Here is a 19395-nt window from a genome sequence, read left to right on the forward strand (position 1 = left end):
CCAGGCCGGGGCATCGGGCCGGACGTCAAGCCCCGGGTGCCAGGCCGACGCATCGGGCCGGACGTCAGGCCAGGGCGAGGAACAGCTTCTCCAGCTCGGCCTCGCTCATCGGCGGGGCGTCCTCGTCGGCGGCGGCCATGCACTGGCGCATGCCGCTGGCGACGATCTTGAACCCGGCCCGGTCGAGGGCGCGCGAGACGGCGGCGAGCTGGGTGACCACGTCCTTGCAGTCCCGGCCCGCCTCGATCATCGCGATCACTCCGGCCAACTGGCCCTGGGCGCGACGCAGCCGGTTCAGGATCGCGCCGACCGCCTCCTCGTCCACCTGCATGTCGGGGCCGCCTTTCGCATCGACTGTCGATGGACAAGTGTACCCCGCGGGGTATTCATTCCCGGGTGGACGAAGCCCGTACCCCGATCGCCCCCTCCGAGGCGCTCAGCGACGGGCCAGCCGGCGCTCGCCACCGGCGCCGGTCGCGTACGGCACCTCGTAGTGCGCGAACACCGCGGGCTCGTCCTCGGCGGGCAGGATGTCATCGGTCCCGATCGCCGGAGCACCCTTGACCAGGCTCTTCGGGTACGCCACCCGAACGTAGTCCGGCCCGGCCACGGCGCCCACCAACGGGACGAACACCAGGCGGCGCCGGCCGGCGAAACCGACCGCGACGGTGGCGAAGAACGCCTCGTCACTGGCCGTCTCGACGTAGACCGCCTCCAGCCTGCCGATGCGGTGGCTCTTCTCGTCGACCACGGAGTGACCCCGCCACTCCCGGATGTCTGCCATTGCGATTCCCACGGCCCGAACCTCCCGTCGCCGGATGTTCCACTGCCATTCCCCGATCCTCCATCCTGCGCCGCGAGGGGCGACCGCGCGCGGCGGGCTCCCGGGCGCGAGCGGGGCACGCGGCCGGTTCCGTGGCGTGAACGGTCGGCCGCGCTGCGGCGCGGTGAGACGAAAGGGACATACGGGGGTGACCCGACCAACCGGCGCCGGAGCCATGACCTGGGCTTTAGGCTGGCCGCCGGCAAGACCGCGAGTCGATCATCAGATTCTTGCGGGCGGAGTTCCGGGTGGAGGGGGCAACAGCCGTGGGATACGAGTCCATGTGGGGGCCCGACGGGGTCGGGCACCCGGCCGACCTGCGGCCCGACGTCCCGCACCCCGCCCGGATGTACGACTACTACCTCGGCGGGAAGGACAACTTCCCCGCCGACCGCGCCGCCGCCGAGAAGGCGCTCGCCGCCAACCCCGAGTTCCGGTCCACCGCCCGGGCCAACCGGGGCTTCCTCACCCGCGCGGTGCGCTGCGTCGCCGACCTCGGCATCGACCAGTTCCTCGACATCGGCACCGGCATCCCGACGGTCGGCAACACCCACGAGATCGCCCGGACGGCCGACCCGGGCGCCCGCGTCGCCTACGTCGACAACGACCCGATCGTCCTCAGCCACGCCCGCGCCCTGATGGCCGGCTCCGGCCACGGCCGCACCACCGTCATCCAGGCCGACCTGCGGCAGCCCGCCGCGCTGCTGGACGCCGTCCGCGCGGTGGACCTGCTCGACCTCTCCCGGCCGGTCGGGCTGGTCCTCGCGGCCGTCCTGCACTTCCTGCGCGACGAGGACGAGCCGTACCGGGCCGTCGCCACCCTGCTGGACGCCCTGCCCTCCGGCAGCCACCTGGTCCTCTCGCACGGCACCGCGGACTTCATCCCGGCCGTGGTCCGCGACCGCGTCACCGGTGTCTACGACAAGGCCACCGCCCCCCTCGTCGGCCGCACCCGCGCCGAGGTACGGACCTTCTTCGACGGCCTCGACCTGCTCGACCCGGGCGTGGTCACCGTCCCGCTCTGGCGCCCAGACACCCCGCCCGCCCCGGGCGCCGACCACGTGAGCATGTACGGGGCGGTGGCCCGCAAGCCCTGAGCCCGGGGTGGGCGTCGGCCCCGTCCGACCGGGCTCCGCCGGTGGACCGCGCGCTGCAGGTGTCGGCCACCGTCCTGCTCCGGCGCGCGCCTGCCGGGCCGCAGTGGCTGCCGGGCCGCGGTGGCTGCGGAATCCCGTTCGCCTCCGCGCCGGAGCTCCCGTACCGTGCGCGGATCGTGGTCGTGGAGAGGGTGGTTCGGAACGTGGTGGCACACGGGGCGGTCGGGCCCGAGCAGTTGGCGGGTGCGGCGCGGGCCGCGCTGGGCGGAGGGCGGCGGCTGGCGGCCGTCGAGCGGCTCGCGGGCGGCAGCAAGAAGGGCGTGTACCGCCTGGTGATGGACGACGCCACGACGGCGATCGCCTACCGGTGGAGCGACGCCGAGAACTACTGGCCGGCGGCCGAAGGGGACGATGACCTCACCGACCCGTTCTCACCCGGTCTCGGGCTCGACCTGTTCGAGGCCGCGCACGCACGGCTGGACGCGCTCGGGGTCCGTGTCCCGGCGATCCGCCTGCTCGACCGCGACCCCGACGGCGCCCCCGACGGCGTCCACGGCCCGGCCGGACTGGCGATCGTCGAAGACGTCCGGGGCGGGAACCTGGAGGAGTTGCTCGCACGCGATCCGCGCGCCGCCGCCCCGGTCCTGACCAGGCTCGGCGAGGCGCTGGAGGCGATGCGGAGTCACCGGGCGCCCGGGTACGGCAAGGTGGCCGTGATCGACGGCGGGGGCGCCTCACACGGGCCGTCCTGCGAGGGGGTCGTCCTGGACCGCGCGTTGCGGGACCTCGCCGAGGCGGCAGCGCGGGACCGACGGATCGCCCGCGCCCGCAGCCGGCTGGAGGAGCGGCTGCACGACCTGGCGGCGGCCGTGCGGCCACGCGCGGAGTACGCGGTGGTGCACGGCGAACTCGGGCCCGACCACGTCCTGGTGGGCACGGCCGGGCAGCCGGTGGTGATCGACGTCGAAGGCACGATGTACTTTGACGCCGAGTGGGAGCACGTCTTCCTGCGGATCCGCTTCCACGACGCCTACCGGCCCCTGGCGGTGGACGGACTCGACGAGGACCGGCTCGCGTTCTACGCCCTCGCGCAACGCCTGTCGCTGACGGCGGGCCCGCTGCGCCTGCTCGACGGTGACTTCCCCGACCGGCAGGCCATGGCCGGCATCGCCGAGCACAACCTCCGGCAGGCGCTGGCCCTGCTGTGACGTGCCGTGTCCCGGCGTCGGCTCGAAGCGCTCAGCCGGCGAAGAGGCGGCGCAGCACCGGCCCGAGGTGGTCCGCGTGCGGGCCGGGGAGGGCGGCGGCCTCGGCCGGGGAACCGATCAGGGCGATCCGGTCGAACTCGGGCTCCGCGCCGAGTGACCGGTGGGCGGCGCACAACTCCGCGTGTCGCTCGGCCAGTTCCCGGGCGGGGCGGGGTGGGGCGAGATGGAGGACGCCGACGCTTCCGTGCTCGCCGCGGACGAGCAGCCAGCGGGTGAGTCGTTCCGGGGGCGTGAACACGCCGGTCTCCTCGACGAGTTCGCGGGCGGCGTGGCGGCGCAGCGCGGGCGGGTCGAGCGGGTCGCTGAGCGGGGGCGGTTCGACGCAGCCGCCCGGCAGGCCCCAGCGGCCGGGGCGGGCGGTCGGGCCGGCCATCCGGCCGACCAGGATCCGGCCGTCGTCGGCGGGTTGGACGACGGCGACGTACAGCGAGCTCACCCGGCCGGTGGCGCCCGGGACGAGGCGCAGGGCGAAGCGGCGGTAGCCGATGCGCGCCCAGTGGACGACGAGCGTGTCGGGGCCGTCCTGCACGAGGCCGGTGCAGGCGACGACCGGGCCGTCGAAGAGCCCGGGGTTGGACCGGACGGCCTGCCCCCAGGCGCGGTCCATCGCGGCCCGCTCCGTCTCCGGGAGGGGAGGTGCGGGGGTTTCGAGCAGGCGGATACCGGCGGGTTCGAGGAGTTCGACGTCGACGGGCCCGGTCGTCGCGGCCTCGGGCTTCAGGTCTTCGGTCATCCCGCCATGGTGGCAGGGCCCCGGGATCGGTGGCGGCCGATCGGAATTGTCATGACCGGACGACAAGCTCATGAATCGGTGGGCGGAGAAAGCCAGTTGGCGCGCGATTCGCCGAATCGTGGGCGAATTGATCGGCCGGTGGGAAATCCCGCTCCGGGCACACACGTCGAGGCGTGCGCCCGGAGCGCGGGCGCCCGAGGGTCAGAGGCCGACCTGGATCTCGGCGCGGTGCCGGATGTACTCGTCGGGGTGCGAGCGGGCGATCGCGACCGCCGCCTCGACCAGGCCGTGCAGCTCCGCCGGGTAGGCGCGCGGCACCAGTGGGAGGCCGGGGAGGATGCAGCGGCGGACGTCCAGGTCCTCGTTGGCGACGAACTCCCGCAGCGCGGTCTCGTACCAGGTGTCCCGGACGCTCGCGCCCTCGTCGGCGGCGGCGCCGTTGCTGCCGTCCCCGATCGACAGGGCCGTCCAGTACCAGGCCCGCGCGGCGCCCGCCCGCTCGGGGTTGGTGCCGGTGCGCAGGTAGCCGAGCAGGGCGAGGCGGACCCGGCGCTGCCCGAAGGCGAGCAGGGCCGGCTCGACGAAGCGCCGGTTGAAGCTCGGGTTGGGGTCGTGGACCGCCGCCTCCAGCAGTGCCTCGAAGTACTCCTCGGGCAGTTCGGACCGCCCGGCGACCGCCTTGTGGACCTCCCACCGGGCCGCGCTCTGGTAGTCGGGGCCGACCGCGACCTCGGTCCCGATCAGGCGGAGCAAACGTGCGAGCCGAAGGTCGAACGCCTGCGATTCGTCCGCCGTACGCCCGGGCAACGGCTGGAGAATCCGCACCTCGCCGGCCGTGTCCTTGGTTTCCACGAACATCCTCCTCATTCTGAGTCATCGGCAGACTACTCGCCGATACACCAGTTCGGAGGTCGTTTTCGGCCAGGCCCGGAACTTGATCGGTTTCCGGCGCTGAATTTTGACGAACACTCAGTCCTCAACCGGCCCAAACGGCGCGAGTCGGCCGGTCCTGATCCGCCGGGAAAGCCCGGAGGGCCGGAGGCGCCGGGCTCAGGACGGACGGGCTCAGGCGAAGGGCTCAGGCGAAGGGCTCAGGACGGACGGCTCAGGACGGCCGGCCGGGCGGGACGAGACCGGACTGGTAGGCGATCGCGACGAGTTGGGCGCGGTCGCGGGCGTCGAGCTTGGACATCGCCCGGTGCACGTGGGTGCGGACGGTGAAGGGGCTGACGACCATGCGCTCGGCTATCTCCTCGTTGGTGAGGCCGGTGGCGGCCATCGACATCACCTCGCGCTCGCGGGCGGTGAGGACGGCGAGCCGTTCCCTCGTCGGACCGCCGGTGCCCGGGTCCGGCTGGGCCAGCAGCTGGTCGATCACGGCCCGGGTGGCGGCGGGCGAGAGCAGGGCGTCACCGGCCGCGACGGTCCGGACGGCGGCGAGCAGTTCCTTCGGGTCGGCGCCCTTGCCGAGGAAGCCGCCGGCGCCCGCGCGCAGCGCCTGCGCGACGTACTCGTCGATCTCGAAGGTGGTGAGGATGAGTACCCGGGTGCCGGACAGGTCCTCGTCGCCGCAGATCGCGGCGGTGGCGCCGAGGCCGTCGCCACCGGGCATCCGGATGTCCATCAGGACGATGTCGGGCCTGGTCGCCCGGGCGAGCTCGACGGCCTCGCGCCCGTCGGCGGCCTCGCCCACCACCTCCATGTCCTCCTCCGCGTCGATCAGCACGCGGAAGGCGCCGCGCAGCAGGGCCTGGTCGTCGGCGAGCAGTACCCGGATGGTCATGCGTGCTCCCTGTCCTCTCGAACGGCGCGGCCCTGCCGGGCGGCGCGGTCCTGTCCTTCGGGATCGTGCGTACGGGCGGCGCGGGCGCCCCGGGGGCCACAGAAGGGTGTGCCACCGCTCCCCCGAACGGCGCGTTCCTGTCCACCGGCCCCCGACGTTCCGGCGCCCGGCGCTCCGGTTTCGCCGGCTCCGGTGACGCGGGCTCCGGTTCCGCGGGCTCCGGCCGCAACGGCCTGGGCGGGGCCGTCGTCGCGGGCGCCGGTGCGCAGCGGCAGCTCGGCGGTGACCAGGAAGCCGCCGTCGGGCCGCTCGTCGGCGGCGAGCCGGCCGCCGACCGCGCCGGCCCGCTCGCGCATGCCGATCAGGCCGAAGCCGCTCTCGCCCGGGGCGGGCTGGGGCAGCAGCGCGGCGCGGGGGCGTCCGGTCGCGGTCGGGCGCCCGTTGGCGACGCTGACCGACATCCGGCTCTCGCTGTAGGCGAGGGTGACCTCGGCGTCGGCGCCGTGGGCGTGCTTGGCGACGTTGGTCAGCGACTCCTGGACGATCCGGAAGGCGGTGAGGTCGACGCCGGGCGACAGCGGCCGGGCCTCACCGCGGACGGTGAGCCGGACCGGCAGCCCGGCCCGTTCGAAGGAGCCGAGCAGCTCGGGCAGCCGGTCGAGTCCCGGGGTGGGTTCGAGTGGGGCGGGCTCCTCGGCGCGGCGCAGCAGGCCTACGGTGGCCCGCAGCTCCTGCAGGGCCGAGCCGGTGGCGTCGGTGATGTGGCTGAGCACCTCGCGGGCCTGGACCGGGTGGCTGTCCATGAGGTGGAGGGCGATGCCGGCCTGGGCGTTGGCGAGGGCGATGTGGTGGGCGACCACGTCGTGCAGGTCGCGGGCGATCCGGATCCGCTCGTCGGCGACCCGGCGGCGGGCCTCCTCCTCGCGGGTGCGCTCGGCCCGTTCGGCGCGCTCCTCGATGGCCGCGAGGTGGGCGCGGCGGTTGCGGATGGAGTCGCCGAGGGCGCCGGGCAGCAGGGCCCAGGCGAGGACGCCGAGCCGTTCGCCGAGGGAGCCGCCGGTGCCGACGGACAGTGCGATCCCGGTGAGCAGGACGGCGCTGCCGATGGAGGCGCGCAGCGCGGTGGCGCGGTCGGTGCGAACGGCCAGGAAGTAGAGGGCGCAGAGCAGCGGGGCGGCCAGCGCGACGGTCAGCCGGGGGCTGGTGAACGCGAGCACGACGGTGCAGGTCAGGGTGACGGCGGTGACCGTACGGGGGTGGCGGCGGTGGGCGAACAGGGCGATCGCGGAGACCAGCCCGAGGAGTCCGGAGACGGGTTCCAGGCTGCTGATGTGGCCGGTCTGGTCGATCGTGGCGCCGATTCCGACGAGCGTGATCAGGACGGCGCCGCCGATCACGTCGAATCGTCGGGGGTGGTTCCGGCGCAGGCGCTGCCAGGTGGTGGTCATGGTGCTGGTCTCCGGGTCGCGAGTCAGGGGCCGTCGGCGCGAGCGGCGACGGCCCCTGAGTGCAACGGTAATCGGTCGGGCGTGCGGATCTCGGCCCGGCTAGACCGTGACCGGCTCCCGGGCCGGGGCGGGTTCGGCGGCGGGCGTCTGCAGCTTGCTGCCCTCGACGTCCACGTCCGGCACCAGCCGGTCGAGCCGGCGCGGCAGCCACCAGGCGCGGCGGCCGAGCAGGGCGAGGACGGCCGGGACGATGGTCATCCGGACCACGAACGCGTCGAACGCGACGGCTGCGGCGAGCCCGAGGCCCATCATCTTGATCATCGGCTCGCTCATCCCGATGAAGCCCGCGAAGACGGCGATCATGATGAAGGCCGCGGCGGTGACCACCCGGGCGTTGTGCCGGAAGCCGGTGACGATCGCCTCGCCGGGCTGCTCGCCGTGGACGAAGGCCTCCCGGATCCGGGTGACCAGGAACACCTCGTAGTCCATGGCGAGGCCGAAGACCACGCCGATCATGAAGATCGGCATCATGCTCATCACCGGGCCGGTCTGCTCCACGCCGATCAGGTCGGCCAGCCAGCCCCACTGGAAGACCGCGACCACGGCGCCCAGGGCGGCGGCCACCGAGAGCAGGAATCCGAGCGCCGCCTTCAGCGGGACGAGCACGGAGCGGAAGACCACCAGCAGCAACAGGACGGCGAGGCCGACGACCACGGCGAGGTAGGGCACCAGAGCGTCCGTGAGCTTCTGCGAGACGTCGATGTTCATCGCCGTCGTACCGCTGACCAGGACCGTCGCGCCGGTGGCCGACTTCAGGGCGGCCGCGTCGCCGCGGATGGTGTGCACGAGGTCCTTGGTCGCGGCCTCGCTCGGGCCGGTCGCCGGTATCGCGTTGAGCAGGGCCGTGTCACCGGCCTTGTTGAACATCGGCGGCGTCACGGTGACGACGCCCTGCAGGCCGGAGAGCTTCTTGGACACCTCGTTCGCTGCGGCCTTCGGGTCGGCGACGCCCTTGGCGTCCACCAGGACGGTCAGCGGGCCGTTGAAGCCGGGGCCGAAGCCCTCGGAGAGCAGGTCGTAGGCGCGGCGTTGGGTGGTGGAGGTGGGCTTGGCCTCGTCGCCGGGCAGGCCGAGCCGCAGGTCGAGCGCGGGGGCAGCGAGGACGCCGAGGCCGATCACGCCGCCGAGCAGCACGGCGAGCGGGCGGCGCAGCACGAACCGCGCCCAGCGGGAGCCGCCGTTCTCCTTCGTCGACGCCCGGTCGGCGTCGCCGCGGGCCTTGCGGACCTTGCGCGGCAGCACCTTGCGGCCGATGAAGCCGAGCAGCGCCGGGACCAGGGTGAGCGCGACCAGCACGGCGATGACGACCGTCCCGGCGGCGGCCATGCCCATCTTGGCCAGCATCGGGATGCCGACCACGGAGAGCCCGGCGAGGGCGATCACCACGGTGAGGCCGGCGAACACCACGGCGGAGCCGGCGGTGCCGACGGCCCGGCCGGCCGCCTCCTGCGGTGTCCGGCCCTCGGTCAGCTCGGCCCGGTAGCGGGAGACGATGAACACCGCGTAGTCGATGCCGACCGCGAGGCCGAGCATCATGGCGAGGGTGCCGGTGGTGCCGGACAGGCCGAGGGTGCTGCCGAGCGCGGTGATCAGCGACATGCCGAGGCCGACGCCGATGACCGCCGTGAGCAGCGGCAGCCCGGCCGCGACCAGCGAGCCGAAGGTGATCACCAGGACGACGGCGGACAGCGCCATGCCGATCGCCTCGCTGCTGCCGCCCGCGTCGGGCTTGGCCATCAGCGCGTTGCCGCCGACCTCGACCTTGAGCCCGGCGTCCCGGCCGTGCTGGGCGGCCTGCTCCAGGGCGGCCGTGGCGCCCTTGGACAGCTCGCCCGCCTTGGCGGAGTAGCTGACCGTGGCGTACGCGGTGGTGCCGTCCTTGGAGACCGCGCCCGCCTTGAACGGACTGACCGCCCCGGTGACCTGCTCGGCGTGCGCGAGCTCGTCGACCGTCCGCTCGACCGTCTGCTGGTTGGGGGCGGCCGTGATCTTCTGCCCGGTGGGCGCGACGAACACCAGCCGGGCCGAGGCGCCGTCGGCGTGGCCGCCGGGGAAGCGCTCGTTCATGAGGTCGAAGGCCTGCTGCGCTTCCGTGCCCGGCATCGAGAAGCCGTCGTCGGGTGCGGCGGGCGCCTTGGCCGCCAGGACTCCGACGACCGCCAGCACGGCGACCCAGAGCAGGGTCACCAGCCGGCGCCGGACGAAGGCCCATCGGCCCAGGCGGTAGAGGAACGTGGCCACGGGAGAGCGGACTCCTTCGGTGCGGTGCTCGGTACAGGGCGCGTGCGGGCGGGCCGTACGCCCCCCGAGGGCGAGGTCCGCCGCAGCGTGACCAATCCTTGATCGCCGACCCCTGCTCCGTCGTCGTCCCTGCGCAGGCCGTTTGCGTACTGCGGACGCAGTACGGCCCTCCCCCGTACGGAGGAGCGCACGCCCGGCGTCGGGAGTAGCCCTCCTACCTGCGGAGGAAGCAGTCGGGTCACCCGTGCGGGCGGCGACGACGGGCCGTGACCCGGCCGGGCGAAGTAGCGTGATGTGCCTGGCCCGACCGCTGTTCGTGCGGTTCGGGAGGATTCGACCTGATCGGTGCTGCTTCCGCAGCCAGCCGCCGGAGGTGCCCCATGGGCGTTCCAGCCGCCCGCATCGTGTTCGACGAGAGCGACCGCGCGGCCGTCGCCGAGGCGGTGACCGAGATGCTCACCACCGGCGCGCTCACCCTCGGTCCCTGGACCGAACGCTTCGAGCAGGCCTTCGCCGCCGAGCACGGCGCCTCGCACGCCGTCGCGGTGAGCACCGGCACGGCGGCGCTGGAGGTGATCCTGCGCACCGTCGACGTCCGGGACCGCGACGTGGTCGTTCCCGCCGTCAGCTTCTACGCGACGGCCGGCGCGGTGGTCCACGCGGGCGGGCGCCCGGTGTTCGCCGACGTCGACCCGGCCACCCTCGCGCTCTCCCCCGACACCCTCGCGGCGGCCCTCACCCCGGACACCGCCGCCGTCGTCCTGGTGCACATCGGCGGCCTCGTCACCCCGCGGGTCGACGCCCTGCGCGCGCTCTGCGACCAGCGCGGCATCCCGCTGGTCGAGGACGCCGCGCACGCCCACGGCAGCAGCGTCGGCGGGCGCGCCGCCGGAACCTTCGGGCTGGCCGGGGCCTTCTCCTTCTACCCGACGAAGGTCACCACCAGCGGCGAGGGCGGCATGATCCTCACCGAGTCGCCGGAGCTGCGCGACGAGGCCCGGATCTACCGCGACCAGGGCAAGGGCTCCTTCACCACCAACCACCACGTGCTGCTCGGCTACTCCTGGCGGATGAGCGAGCTCCACGCCGCGGTCGGCGCGGTGCACCTGCGCCGGCTCAAGGAGTTCATCGAGACCCGCCGGGCCGTGGCCCGCCGCTACGACGCGGCGCTGGCCGGGCTGGACGGCCTGGAACCGGTGCTCGAACCGCCCGGCTGCCGCGGCAACTACTACAAGTACGTGGCGCTGCTGCCGGCCGGCGCCGACCGCGCGGCGTTCAAGCGGGCGGTCGCCGAGGAGCACGGCGTGCGGCTGTCCGGCGAGGTCTACGACCTGCCGCTGCACCTCCAGCCGGTGCTCGCCCCGTACCGGCGCGGGCCGCTGCCCGTCGCCGAGGACCTCTGCGCCCGGCAGGTCTGCCTGCCGGTGCACTCCGACATGACGGAGGACGAGACGGAGCAGGTCATCGAGGCCGTCTCGGCCGTGTACCGGCAGCTGGTCGGTTAGCCGGCCGGAGCGAAGGGAGCAAGAACGTGCGGATAGCCGTCACCGGGGGCTGCGGATTCATCGGTTCACACGTCGTGGACCACCTCATCGCGGCCGGCCACGACGTCCTCGCGGTGGACACCACCGACCAGTACCTCAACCCCGACGCCGAGCACGCGCGGATCGACGTCCTCGACCTGAAGGCCCTCACCTCCGCGCTGGCGGGCAGCGAGGTGGTCTACCACCTCGCCGCGATGGCCGACGTCGAACAGGTCTCCGCCGACCCGGTCCGCGCCGTGCGGACCAACATCGACGGCACCGAGGCCGTCTTGGAGGCCGCCCGGCGCAGCGGGCTCAGCCGGACCGTGCTCGCGAGCACCGTCTGGGTCTACGGCGCCGCCCTCGCCGGCGAGCAGCTCGGCGGCGAGGAGCAGGAGCTGGACGAGCACGTACCGATCGAGCTGGAGCACAGCGGCCACCTGTACGTGGCCACCAAGCTCTCCGCCGAGATGCTCGTGCACAGCTACCGCGAGCTGTACGGGCAGCACTTCACCATCCTGCGCTACGGCATCCCGTACGGGCCCCGGATGCGCGACGAACTGGTCGTCGCCCGGTTCGTCCAGGCCGCGCTGGCCGGACGGCCGATCACCATCGCCGGCGACGGGCGGCAGAGCCGCAACTTCGTCTACGTCGAGGACCTCGCCGACGCCCACGTGCGCGCCCTCTCCCCCGCCGCCGAGGACCAGACCTTCGCCCTGGAAGGATCCACCGCCGTGTCCGTGCGCGACATCGCCGACACCGTCGACGACCTGCTCGGGCCCGTCAGCATCGAGCACATCGGCGGCCGGAAGGCCGACTACACCGGGCGGCGGATCTCCTCCGCCCAGGCCAAGCGGCTGCTCGGGTGGTCCCCGCGGACCAACTTCGCCGAGGGCGTGCGGCGGTATGCCGACTGGTACCGGGCCGCCGCCGCGTCCACCGCCACCTGACCGGGGCCGCCCGATGCCGCACGCCCTGCTGATCTCCGGCTCGCTCGGCCAGGGCCACGACGTGATGGCCCAGGCCTGCGCGGACACCCTGCGGGAACGCGGCTGGACCACCGACACCGTCGACGCGATGGCCCTGCTCGGCGAACGCTCGGGCGCGGCTGGCGAGGCCGTCTTCCGCCGGCTGCTCGACCTGCCCGGGGTGTACGACGCCTTCCACTTCTCGGCGCTGCGGCCCGGCGCGCGGCTCGCGCTGCTCGCCGACGCGGCCGCCCGCACCCGGCTCGTCCCGGCGCTGCGGAAGCTGGTCGAGGCACAACGGCCGCAGCTGGTGGTCTCGGTGTTCGCGACCGCGACCTCGGCGGTCAACCGGCTGCAGGAGTGGGGGCAGGGGCGGGAGTTCCGGCACTTCGTGTTCTGCACCGACGTGACGCCGCACCGGCTCTGGGTGCAGGAGGGCACGGACCTGTTCCTGGTCACCTCGGAGGTCGCCGCCTGCGCGGTGCGGCGCTACCGGCCGGACGCCGACATCGCCGTCGTGCCGGCGCCGCTGCGGCAGCCGTTCTACCACCCGCCGGAACGGGCCGGGGCCCGCGCAGGACTGGGCGTGCCGGCGGACGCCCGGTGCGTGCTGCTGATGTCCGGCTCCTGGGGGCTCGGGCCGCTCGCCCGCACCGCCGCCTCCCTCGCCGCCGCCGGGCCGCACGTGCTCGCGGTGGCCGGGCGCAACCGGGAACTGGAGCGCCGGCTGCGCGCCGCCGCCCGCCGGGAACCCCGGCTGCACCCGTTCGGCTACACCGACCGGGTCCCCACGCTGATGACCGCCGCCGACCTCGTCGTCACCAGCTCCGGCGACACCTGCAGCGAGGCGCGCGCGCTCGGCCGACGACTGCTGCTCCTCGACGTGGTCCAGGGTCACGGGCGCGACAACCTCCAGCACGAGCTCGAACTCGGCCACGCCGACGTCACCTCGGCCCGCCCGGCCGAGGTCGTCCGCAACGCCCTCGCGGCACTGAAGCGCCCCTCCCCCGCCCCCTCGACCGGCGCCACCCCGGAGGGCTGGCGCACCGGATTCGGGGAAGCCCTGCGCCGGGTGGGGCTGGGATAGCGGGATCCGCCCGGGACGCGGACCCTGCGGGACGGGGCGGACGCGCTGTGGCCCCCTTCGCGCCGGAGCGACCCCGACCACCGGGGCGACCGCCCCCGACCACCGGGCCGGTCCGGACCGGCGGGGCGGAGCCTTCCGGTCCGTTCAGCACGGCACCCCGTGGTCGCGGAGGGGGCCGAGGGTGAGGTGGCGGGCGCCGCAGTGGGCGGCGATCAGGGGCAGGGCGGCCAGGGTGGCACGCCAGGAGCCGGGGGCGGAGGTGCAGTCGGAGTCGTGCAGCAGGAGGGTCGCGCCGCCGGTCAGGCCGGGGCGGGCGGTCGCGTAGACGGAGGCCCCGGTGGCGTCCGCCGTCCAGTCGCGGCCCCAGGCGGTCCACAGCACGCTGCGCAGACCGAGGCGGCGGGCGGCCAGGGCCGGACCGGCCGTCAGGACGCCGTACGGCGGGCGGTACCAGAGCGGGCGGACTCCGCAGAGGTCGGTCACCGCCTCGCCGGCGCGGCGCAGTTCGCGCAGGTCGCGCGCGGGGGCCGGGTACCACTGCTGCCGGTGGAACCAGCCGTGGACGGCGGCCTCGTGGCCGCGCCGCACCAGCTCGGCGCCGAGTTCGGGGGCGCGTTCCAGCATCGCGCCGAGCAGGAAGAAGGTGGCGCGGACGCCGAGTTCGTCCAGCGCGTCGAGGACGTACGGGGTGCTGCGCGGGTCGGGGCCGTCGTCGAAGGTCAGGGCGACGTGGCCCGGGGCGGTGCCGTGGCCGGCCGTGCGCCGGGCCAGGGTGCGGCGCAGCGGGGGGAGCCGGACGGCGGCGGGGGCGAGGTGCAGGAACTCCACGGCGGCCGCGGCGGCGAGGGCTCCGGTCGCGACGGTCACCCCGGGCTCACCCGAAGCGGGAGGCCATCCGGCGGAACACGCCCGGTGCGACGCCGTGGATGCGGGCCGGGAAGCCCAGCCAGTGGGGCACGTAGAGGCGGTCGCGCTCGGTGCTGATGGTCGCGACGACGGTGTCCGCGACCCGCTCCGCCGAGACGGGGCGCGGCCGCTCCCGCTGGTACGGCGTGCCGCGCCGGTCGAAGAACGGGGTGTCCACCGCGCCCGGGAGGACCAGCCGCACCCCCACGCCCGTCCCGCGCAGCTCGTACCAGAGGCTCTCCGCGAACATCGTCAGCCCGCCCTTGGTGGCCGCGTAGCCCGACTCGTCGCGCACGCCGACCTGCCCGGCCATCGAGCCGAGCAGCACGATCCGGCCGTGGCGGCGCTCCAGCATGCCGGGCAGGAGGAGGCGGACCAGGCGCAGCGTGGCGGCGAAGTTGACCTCGATCATCCGGTCCAGGGTGTCGGAGGGGGTCTCCGCGAACGGGCCGCGCCAGCCGAGGCCCGCGCTCGCGACCAGGGCGTCCACCCGGCCGGCCTCGGCCAGGGCGGCCTCGGCGAGGCGGCGCGGACCGTCCGGCTTGCTCAGGTCCTCGGGCAGGGCCAGGCCGCCGGTGCGGTCGGCGACCTCGTCGAGGCGGGTGCGGTCGGTGCCGGAGAGCAGGGTGTGCCAGCCCGCCTCGGCCAGTCGGGTGGCGGTGGCGAGGCCGATCCCCGAGGAGGCCCCGGTGATCAGCGCGACGGGACGCTCGGGCGACGCCGCCCGCCGGGATCCGGGGTGGGGTTCCGATCGGGGTTCCTCCGCCATCGCGCACCTGCCGCTCTGAGGCCGTTTTGCCGTCCGATTTGTCCGGCAAGTCACCTTCGCACGGCGGAGCCGCCCGGGCTACCGGGGCGGGACGGCCGGCTCCGCCTCGGCGCCCGGGTGCGGCCTCGACAGCTCGGCCGACTGGCCCTCCAGTTCACCGAAGCGGGAGAGCAGGAAGGTGCCGCCCACCGCCACCGCGAAGCCCGTCAGCGCGCACCACTCGAAGCCGGGGCGTGCGGCGTCACCGAGCGCCGCCACGCCGACCAGGGCCGGGCCGAAGGTCTCGGCGACCGTCCCGGCGGCGGTCGCGGCCGTCACCGTGCCCCGCTGCAGGGCCAGTGCGTACGCGAGGTAGCCGCCGAGACCGCCGACGGCCAGGGCGTAGGTGGCCGGATCGGTCAGGATGGCGACCAGGCTGGAGGCGTCCATCACCCGCACCGCCAGGCTGGTCACCCCGAAACCGACCCCGGCCAGCAGGCCCAGCCCGGCCGCCGCCGCGGCGCCGTTGCGGCGCACCAGGACGAGGGTGGCCAGCAGCATGACGGCGGTGGTCGCGAGCAGCGCCCAGTGGAAGGCGTCCGGGGCGTGGTTCCGGCCCTCCTTGCCCGAACCCAGGGCCAGCAGGGTCAGGCCGACGACGACGGCGAGGATGCCCGCGATGTCGTTCCGGTGCAGCCGCGCGCCCAGCAGCCACACGGCGGCCAGGGCGGTGACGGCCAGACTGGCGTTGGTGACGGCCTGCACCAGGAACAGCGGGAGGCTGCGCAGGGCGACGATGCTGAGCACGAAGCCGACGATGTCCACCAGCGTTCCGATCAGGAACTGCCACGACCGCGCCAGCGCGGCCAGCAGCCCCGCCCGCACCCGGTCGGCCCGCGGGGCGGACCGCGCGCCGCGCGCCTGGAAGACCGCCCCGAAGCCGAAGCAGACGGTCGCGACCAACGCGGTGGTGAGTCCCAGCAGCATGCGTCTCCCAGCGTCGCGGGGCAGCATCGGTCCACCACCAGTCTGTCCCCGGCGTGGCGGGGGCGCACGGGTGGGTGGGACGGGCGTACGGGGCGGGCCCGGTGGACGGCGGCGAGGCCGGGGCCGCGAGGGCGCTCCGCCGGGGGGAGGCCGAGCCGGGAGGAGGGGCTGCCCACCGCCGAGGGGCGGCGACAGCTCGGGGCTGTCGCCGCCCCTGGTACCTGCGGGCCGGGTCGCGCTAGCCGAGCACGGAGGCGAGCAGCGCCGCGGTCTTGGCGACGACGGGCTCGTCCCTCACAGCAGCCTCGTCGGGCTTGGTGGTCAGGACGGCGAGAACGACGGGCGCGCCGGACGGGGTCCAGGCGATGCCGACGTCGTTGGCGGTTCCGTACCGGCCGGAGCCGGTCTTGTCGGCGAGGGCCCAGTCCGCCGGGAGGCCCTTGCGGAACCGGTTCGTACTGGTCGTGTTGCCGCGCAGCCAGGTGGTGAGCTGTTCGCGCTTGGCGCGCGGGAGGGCGTGGCCGAGGGCGAGCCGGCGGTAGGTGCGGGCGACGGCGCGCGGGGTGGTGGTGTCGGTGATGCGATCCGGTTCGGCCGAGTTGAGCTCGGACTCCCAGCGGTCCAGGCGGGTGATGCGGTCGCCGATCGAGCGGCAGAAGCCGGTGACGGCGGTCGGGCCGCCGAGCTCGCGGAGCAGCAGGTTTCCGGCGGTGTTGTCGCTGTGGTCGATGGCCGCCTTGCAGAGCTCGGCGACGGTCATGCCGTCCGCCAGGTGGCCCTTGGTCACCGTCGAGCTGTCCTCGCCGCCGGACCTCGTGATGTCATCGTGGGTGTAGTGGATCCGCTGCGCGAGGAACTCGCCGTCGTGGTCGAGGTCGCGCAGGACGGCGGCGGCAGCGAGGGTCTTGAAGACCGAGCAGATCGGGAACAGCTCGTCCGCGCGGTAGCGGACCGTCTCGCCGGTCGACACGTTCTGGGCGAACACTCCGAGGCGGACGCCGTGCTCCTGCTCCAGCGCGGCGAGCAAGCGGTGGGTATCGGATCCGCTCTCCGCGTACGCCGGACCGCTGGTCGAGGCCGTGACGGCGACTGCTGCTCCGAAGCCGAGCCCCAGGACGGCGCGGCGGCTGTGACGGGCTACCGATGACTGTGTGGACATGATCCCCCTCTATCCGAACGTCGCGGCCGGAGCCGCTTCCTGAGTCACAGGACGCGGCTCGCGCCTCGATGGTTCGTCAACGGCGGAAACCGGCGGCGGGAATGACCCGAACGGGTCAGGACCGGATGGCCACCGCCGCGTACGCGGACGCCTCCGGGGCGGAGACGGGCGGATCGTCGGGGGCCGGGCGCCACCGGGGGGTGGGGACGACGCCCGGGGCGAGGAGGGTCCAGCCCTCGAAGAAGCGTGCGAACTCGGACCGGGTGCGGGCCTGGACGGCAGTCCCGGCGGACTCGTAGATGCGGACCAGGTCGGCGATGTCCGCGGGTGCGAAGTCGGGGGTGACGTGGGTCATCACCAGGGCGCTGCCGGGGGCGAGGACGGATTTGAGGTACTCGACGAGTTCGTAGGCGCCGCGGGCGTCGGGGACGAAGTGGAGCAGGGCGTTCAGGGAGAGCGCCACGGGGCGGCCGAGGTCGATGGTGTCCCGCAGCCCGGGGGCGGCGAGCAGCCGGGCGACGTCGGTGACGTCGGCCTCGACGTAGGCGGTGCGGCCCTCGGGGGTGCCGGTGAGCAGGGCCTGGGCGTGCGAGAGGACGATCGGGTCGTTGTCGGCGTAGACGACGCGGGCCCCGGGCACGACGCGTTGGGCGACCTCGTGGAGGTTGGGCGAGGTGGGGATGCCCGTACCGATGTCGAGGAACTGGTCGAAGCCGGCCTCGGCGAGGGCGCGGGTGGAGCGGTGCATGAAGGAACGGTTGGCGCGGGCGCCGCTGCGCAGCCACGGCGCGACGGCGAGGGCGTGCCCGGCGGCCTCGCGGTCGGCGGCGAAGTTGGTGAAGCCGCCGAGGAAGTAGTCGTACATCCGGGCCGAGTGCGGCACGTTCAGCCGCAGGTCCACCCCGTCGTAGAGACCCATCGCGTTCCCCCTCGGTCCATCGCCCGTATCGCTCGCATTGCTCGCAACCGATCGAATTGCTGCCCACGGGAACCGGGAACCAACCACGGCCGGATCGATTCAACGAGCCGTCGGATCAGATGAGATGACAATCCGTATTTGCTTTGCAGCCTGGAGTGACAGGCCTGGTGGAATGAGGATGGGCACGGACAGCCCGACCCTCGGGTGGCCTGGCGAGCAGCCGACGGCCACGGAAAGCAGGCTCGATGACGATCGACAGGGGTGCCCCCGTGCGCGGGTACCGGGGTGGGACGGCAGTGGACTGCACCGGCGCGGCGGGGCCGGACCGAGGGCTCGGCACAGATCTCGGCCTCCGCCTGGACCTCACCTACGCCGCGTTCTGCGAGACGCATGAACCCGCCTGGCACGCCCTCGCGTTGACCAGGATAGGCAGTCGGGCCGACGCCACGCTGGTGGTCGAGGCGGTGAAGGCCGACCTGGCCCGCTGCTGGCCCCAGGTGCTGCGGTTCGAGGAACCGGCCGCGTACACCTGGCGGTTGGCCAACCGGCACGTCTCGGACTGGGTCTCCGCCGAGGAGCCGGTGGAGGTGGAGGCGGTCACCTTCGCGGCGGTGATCAACGCGTTCAAGCAGGTGGCGAAGGGGCTGCTGCAGAGCGAGGCGGACGAGGTGCGGCTCTACGCGGCGATCCTCGAACTCCCGGACCGGCAAAGGGACGTGGTGATCCTGCGCTATCTGCTCGGCCTGCACGTGAAGGTGATCGCGGCGTACCTGGGGCGTCCGGTGGCGACGGTGCACTCCAACCTGCGGCACGCCCGCGAACGGCTGGCTCGCCGCCTCGGGGTGGGCGAACTCCCGGACCGCGGGGGTGAACTGTGACCGACCGGCGGGCGGGCGAGGCGCCGAGCGGGGCGGGCACGACCGGCGGACCGGGCACGACGGGCGGGCCACGCACCGCGGGCGGGGGTCGCGCGGTGATCCACGTGCCCCGGCCCGAACGCGCCCACGCCGAGCGGATCGCGGCGGTGCGCCAGGCCCGGCTGACCGCCGCGCCGACCCACCTGCCGTCCGAGTACGAGCAGGCCACCTTCGAGCTGGGCCTGGTGGTGGCCCTGGTACTGGGTGCGCCGGACGCCTCGCGCGGGCTCGACCTGCTGGTGAACGCGCGCCGGATCCAGCCGGAGGGGGCGGAGGTGTTCGGCGCGCTGCTGTACGCCACCGGCAAGGAGGAGGGCGCCGAGTTCTGGTGGCGCTTCGCGGCGGGCTCGGGCAGCGGGACGGCCGCGTACTGCCTGCACCTGCACCACCTGATGCTCGGCGAGACCGAGGACGCCGACTACTGGCGGGCCTGGTCGGACCAGCTGTCCATGGCTGAACGCGCGCCCGGGCCCAGGCCGTTGCGGATGGGCAGACCGCTGCTGCCGGCGGACGTCCGGCGTGACATCCTGTCCCGGGTGCACCGGGGGCTGGCACCGCAACTGCCGCCCGCACTGGTCGCCGTGATCGACCGGCTGCCGCTGCAGGGCGACGACGCGGAGGAGGTCCCGAGCCCGTGGGGGCTCACCTCGGGGGCCACCTCCGCGTGCTCGTGGGACCTCCCGTGGGGGTTCGGCGACGACGGCGAGGAATCACGGGGCTGAGTCGCC

General features: G+C 74.3%; 19 protein-coding genes. 7 read left to right on the forward strand and 12 right to left on the reverse strand.

Annotation, left to right across the window (positions count from 1 at the left end):
- Positions 1–64 precede the first annotated feature (64 nt).
- Complete coding sequence (locus ABTY56_RS00685; protein WP_350624976.1) at positions 65–331, reverse strand: metal-sensitive transcriptional regulator; 267 nt, start codon at positions 329–331, stop codon at positions 65–67.
- A gap of 105 nt (positions 332–436) precedes the next feature.
- The gene (locus ABTY56_RS00690; protein WP_350624978.1) at positions 437–784 is read right to left on the reverse strand and encodes a PRC-barrel domain-containing protein; all 348 of its coding nucleotides are present in this window, start codon (positions 782–784) and stop codon (positions 437–439) included.
- A 320-nt stretch (positions 785–1104) separates the two neighbouring features.
- Between ABTY56_RS00690 and ABTY56_RS00695 the strand changes: the two genes are divergently transcribed.
- Together ABTY56_RS00695 and ABTY56_RS00700 are read left to right on the forward strand one after the other, a co-directional pair.
- The gene (locus ABTY56_RS00695) at positions 1105–1920 is read left to right on the forward strand and encodes an SAM-dependent methyltransferase (protein ID WP_502893001.1); all 816 of its coding nucleotides are present in this window, start codon (positions 1105–1107) and stop codon (positions 1918–1920) included.
- 320 nt (positions 1921–2240) lie between these two features.
- Complete coding sequence (locus ABTY56_RS00700) at positions 2241–3128, forward strand: phosphotransferase family protein (protein WP_350625249.1); 888 nt, start codon at positions 2241–2243, stop codon at positions 3126–3128.
- Positions 3129–3159: 31 nt separating this feature from the next.
- Here the strand turns inward: ABTY56_RS00700 and ABTY56_RS00705 are convergent, their stop codons facing one another.
- The 5 genes from ABTY56_RS00705 to ABTY56_RS00725 form a co-directional block, all read right to left on the reverse strand.
- Entirely contained in the window at positions 3160–3921 is a 762-nt protein-coding gene (locus ABTY56_RS00705) for an NUDIX domain-containing protein (RefSeq protein WP_350624983.1), read from the reverse strand.
- A 201-nt stretch (positions 3922–4122) separates the two neighbouring features.
- Positions 4123–4773, reverse strand: a complete 651-nt coding sequence (locus ABTY56_RS00710) for a hypothetical protein (protein WP_350624985.1) — start codon at positions 4771–4773, stop codon at positions 4123–4125.
- 253 nt (positions 4774–5026) lie between these two features.
- Positions 5027–5704 (reverse strand): response regulator transcription factor, encoded by a 678-nt coding sequence (locus tag ABTY56_RS00715; RefSeq protein ID WP_350624987.1) that lies wholly within the window; start codon positions 5702–5704, stop codon positions 5027–5029.
- Positions 5701–7152, reverse strand: coding sequence for a sensor histidine kinase (locus tag ABTY56_RS00720; protein WP_350624989.1), 1452 nt, complete (start codon positions 7150–7152; stop codon positions 5701–5703). Before ABTY56_RS00720 ends, ABTY56_RS00715 begins: the two co-directional genes overlap by 4 nt.
- 99 nt (positions 7153–7251) lie before the next feature.
- Positions 7252–9453, reverse strand: a complete 2202-nt coding sequence (locus ABTY56_RS00725) for an MMPL family transporter (protein ID WP_350624991.1) — start codon at positions 9451–9453, stop codon at positions 7252–7254.
- Between the two features lie 380 nt (positions 9454–9833).
- Between ABTY56_RS00725 and ABTY56_RS00730 the strand changes: the two genes are divergently transcribed.
- From ABTY56_RS00730 to ABTY56_RS00740, 3 genes are read left to right on the forward strand one after another with little or no spacing between them, the layout of a single operon-like run.
- Positions 9834–10958 (forward strand): DegT/DnrJ/EryC1/StrS family aminotransferase, encoded by a 1125-nt coding sequence (locus ABTY56_RS00730; protein WP_350624993.1) that lies wholly within the window; start codon positions 9834–9836, stop codon positions 10956–10958.
- 26 nt (positions 10959–10984) lie between these two features.
- A complete protein-coding gene (locus tag ABTY56_RS00735; RefSeq protein ID WP_350624995.1) occupies positions 10985–11926 on the forward strand; it encodes an NAD-dependent epimerase/dehydratase family protein in 942 nt (313 codons plus the stop codon).
- 13 nt (positions 11927–11939) lie between these two features.
- The gene (locus ABTY56_RS00740; protein WP_350624997.1) at positions 11940–13031 is read left to right on the forward strand and encodes an MGDG synthase family glycosyltransferase; all 1092 of its coding nucleotides are present in this window, start codon (positions 11940–11942) and stop codon (positions 13029–13031) included.
- A 144-nt stretch (positions 13032–13175) separates the two neighbouring features.
- Here the strand turns inward: ABTY56_RS00740 and ABTY56_RS00745 are convergent, their stop codons facing one another.
- From ABTY56_RS00745 to ABTY56_RS00765, 5 genes are all read right to left on the reverse strand, one after another.
- Entirely contained in the window at positions 13176–13898 is a 723-nt protein-coding gene (locus ABTY56_RS00745) for a polysaccharide deacetylase family protein (RefSeq protein ID WP_350624999.1), read from the reverse strand.
- Positions 13899–13905: 7 nt separating this feature from the next.
- Positions 13906–14706 carry an SDR family NAD(P)-dependent oxidoreductase gene (locus tag ABTY56_RS00750; RefSeq protein ID WP_350625001.1) on the reverse strand — a complete coding sequence of 267 codons (801 nt, stop codon included), beginning with the start codon at positions 14704–14706 and terminating at the stop codon, positions 13906–13908.
- A gap of 78 nt (positions 14707–14784) precedes the next feature.
- Positions 14785–15672, reverse strand: coding sequence for a DMT family transporter (locus ABTY56_RS00755; protein WP_350625003.1), 888 nt, complete (start codon positions 15670–15672; stop codon positions 14785–14787).
- A gap of 238 nt (positions 15673–15910) precedes the next feature.
- Positions 15911–16831 (reverse strand): class A beta-lactamase, encoded by a 921-nt coding sequence (gene bla / locus ABTY56_RS00760; RefSeq protein ID WP_350625005.1) that lies wholly within the window; start codon positions 16829–16831, stop codon positions 15911–15913.
- Between the two features lie 115 nt (positions 16832–16946).
- Positions 16947–17750, reverse strand: coding sequence for an SAM-dependent methyltransferase (locus tag ABTY56_RS00765; protein ID WP_350625007.1), 804 nt, complete (start codon positions 17748–17750; stop codon positions 16947–16949).
- A 245-nt stretch (positions 17751–17995) separates the two neighbouring features.
- Here ABTY56_RS00765 and ABTY56_RS00770 point away from each other — a divergent pair, with 245 nt between their 5' ends.
- Both ABTY56_RS00770 and ABTY56_RS00775 read left to right on the forward strand, forming a co-directional pair.
- Positions 17996–18628: an RNA polymerase sigma factor gene (locus tag ABTY56_RS00770; RefSeq protein WP_350625009.1), complete on the forward strand. Its 633-nt coding sequence runs from the start codon at positions 17996–17998 to the stop codon at positions 18626–18628.
- Positions 18629–18723: 95 nt separating this feature from the next.
- Positions 18724–19389 (forward strand): hypothetical protein, encoded by a 666-nt coding sequence (locus ABTY56_RS00775; protein ID WP_350625011.1) that lies wholly within the window; start codon positions 18724–18726, stop codon positions 19387–19389.
- Positions 19390–19395 lie beyond the last annotated feature (6 nt).

The organism is Kitasatospora sp. NPDC097691, assembly GCF_040302665.1.
GTDB lineage: Bacteria > Actinomycetota > Actinomycetes > Streptomycetales > Streptomycetaceae > Kitasatospora.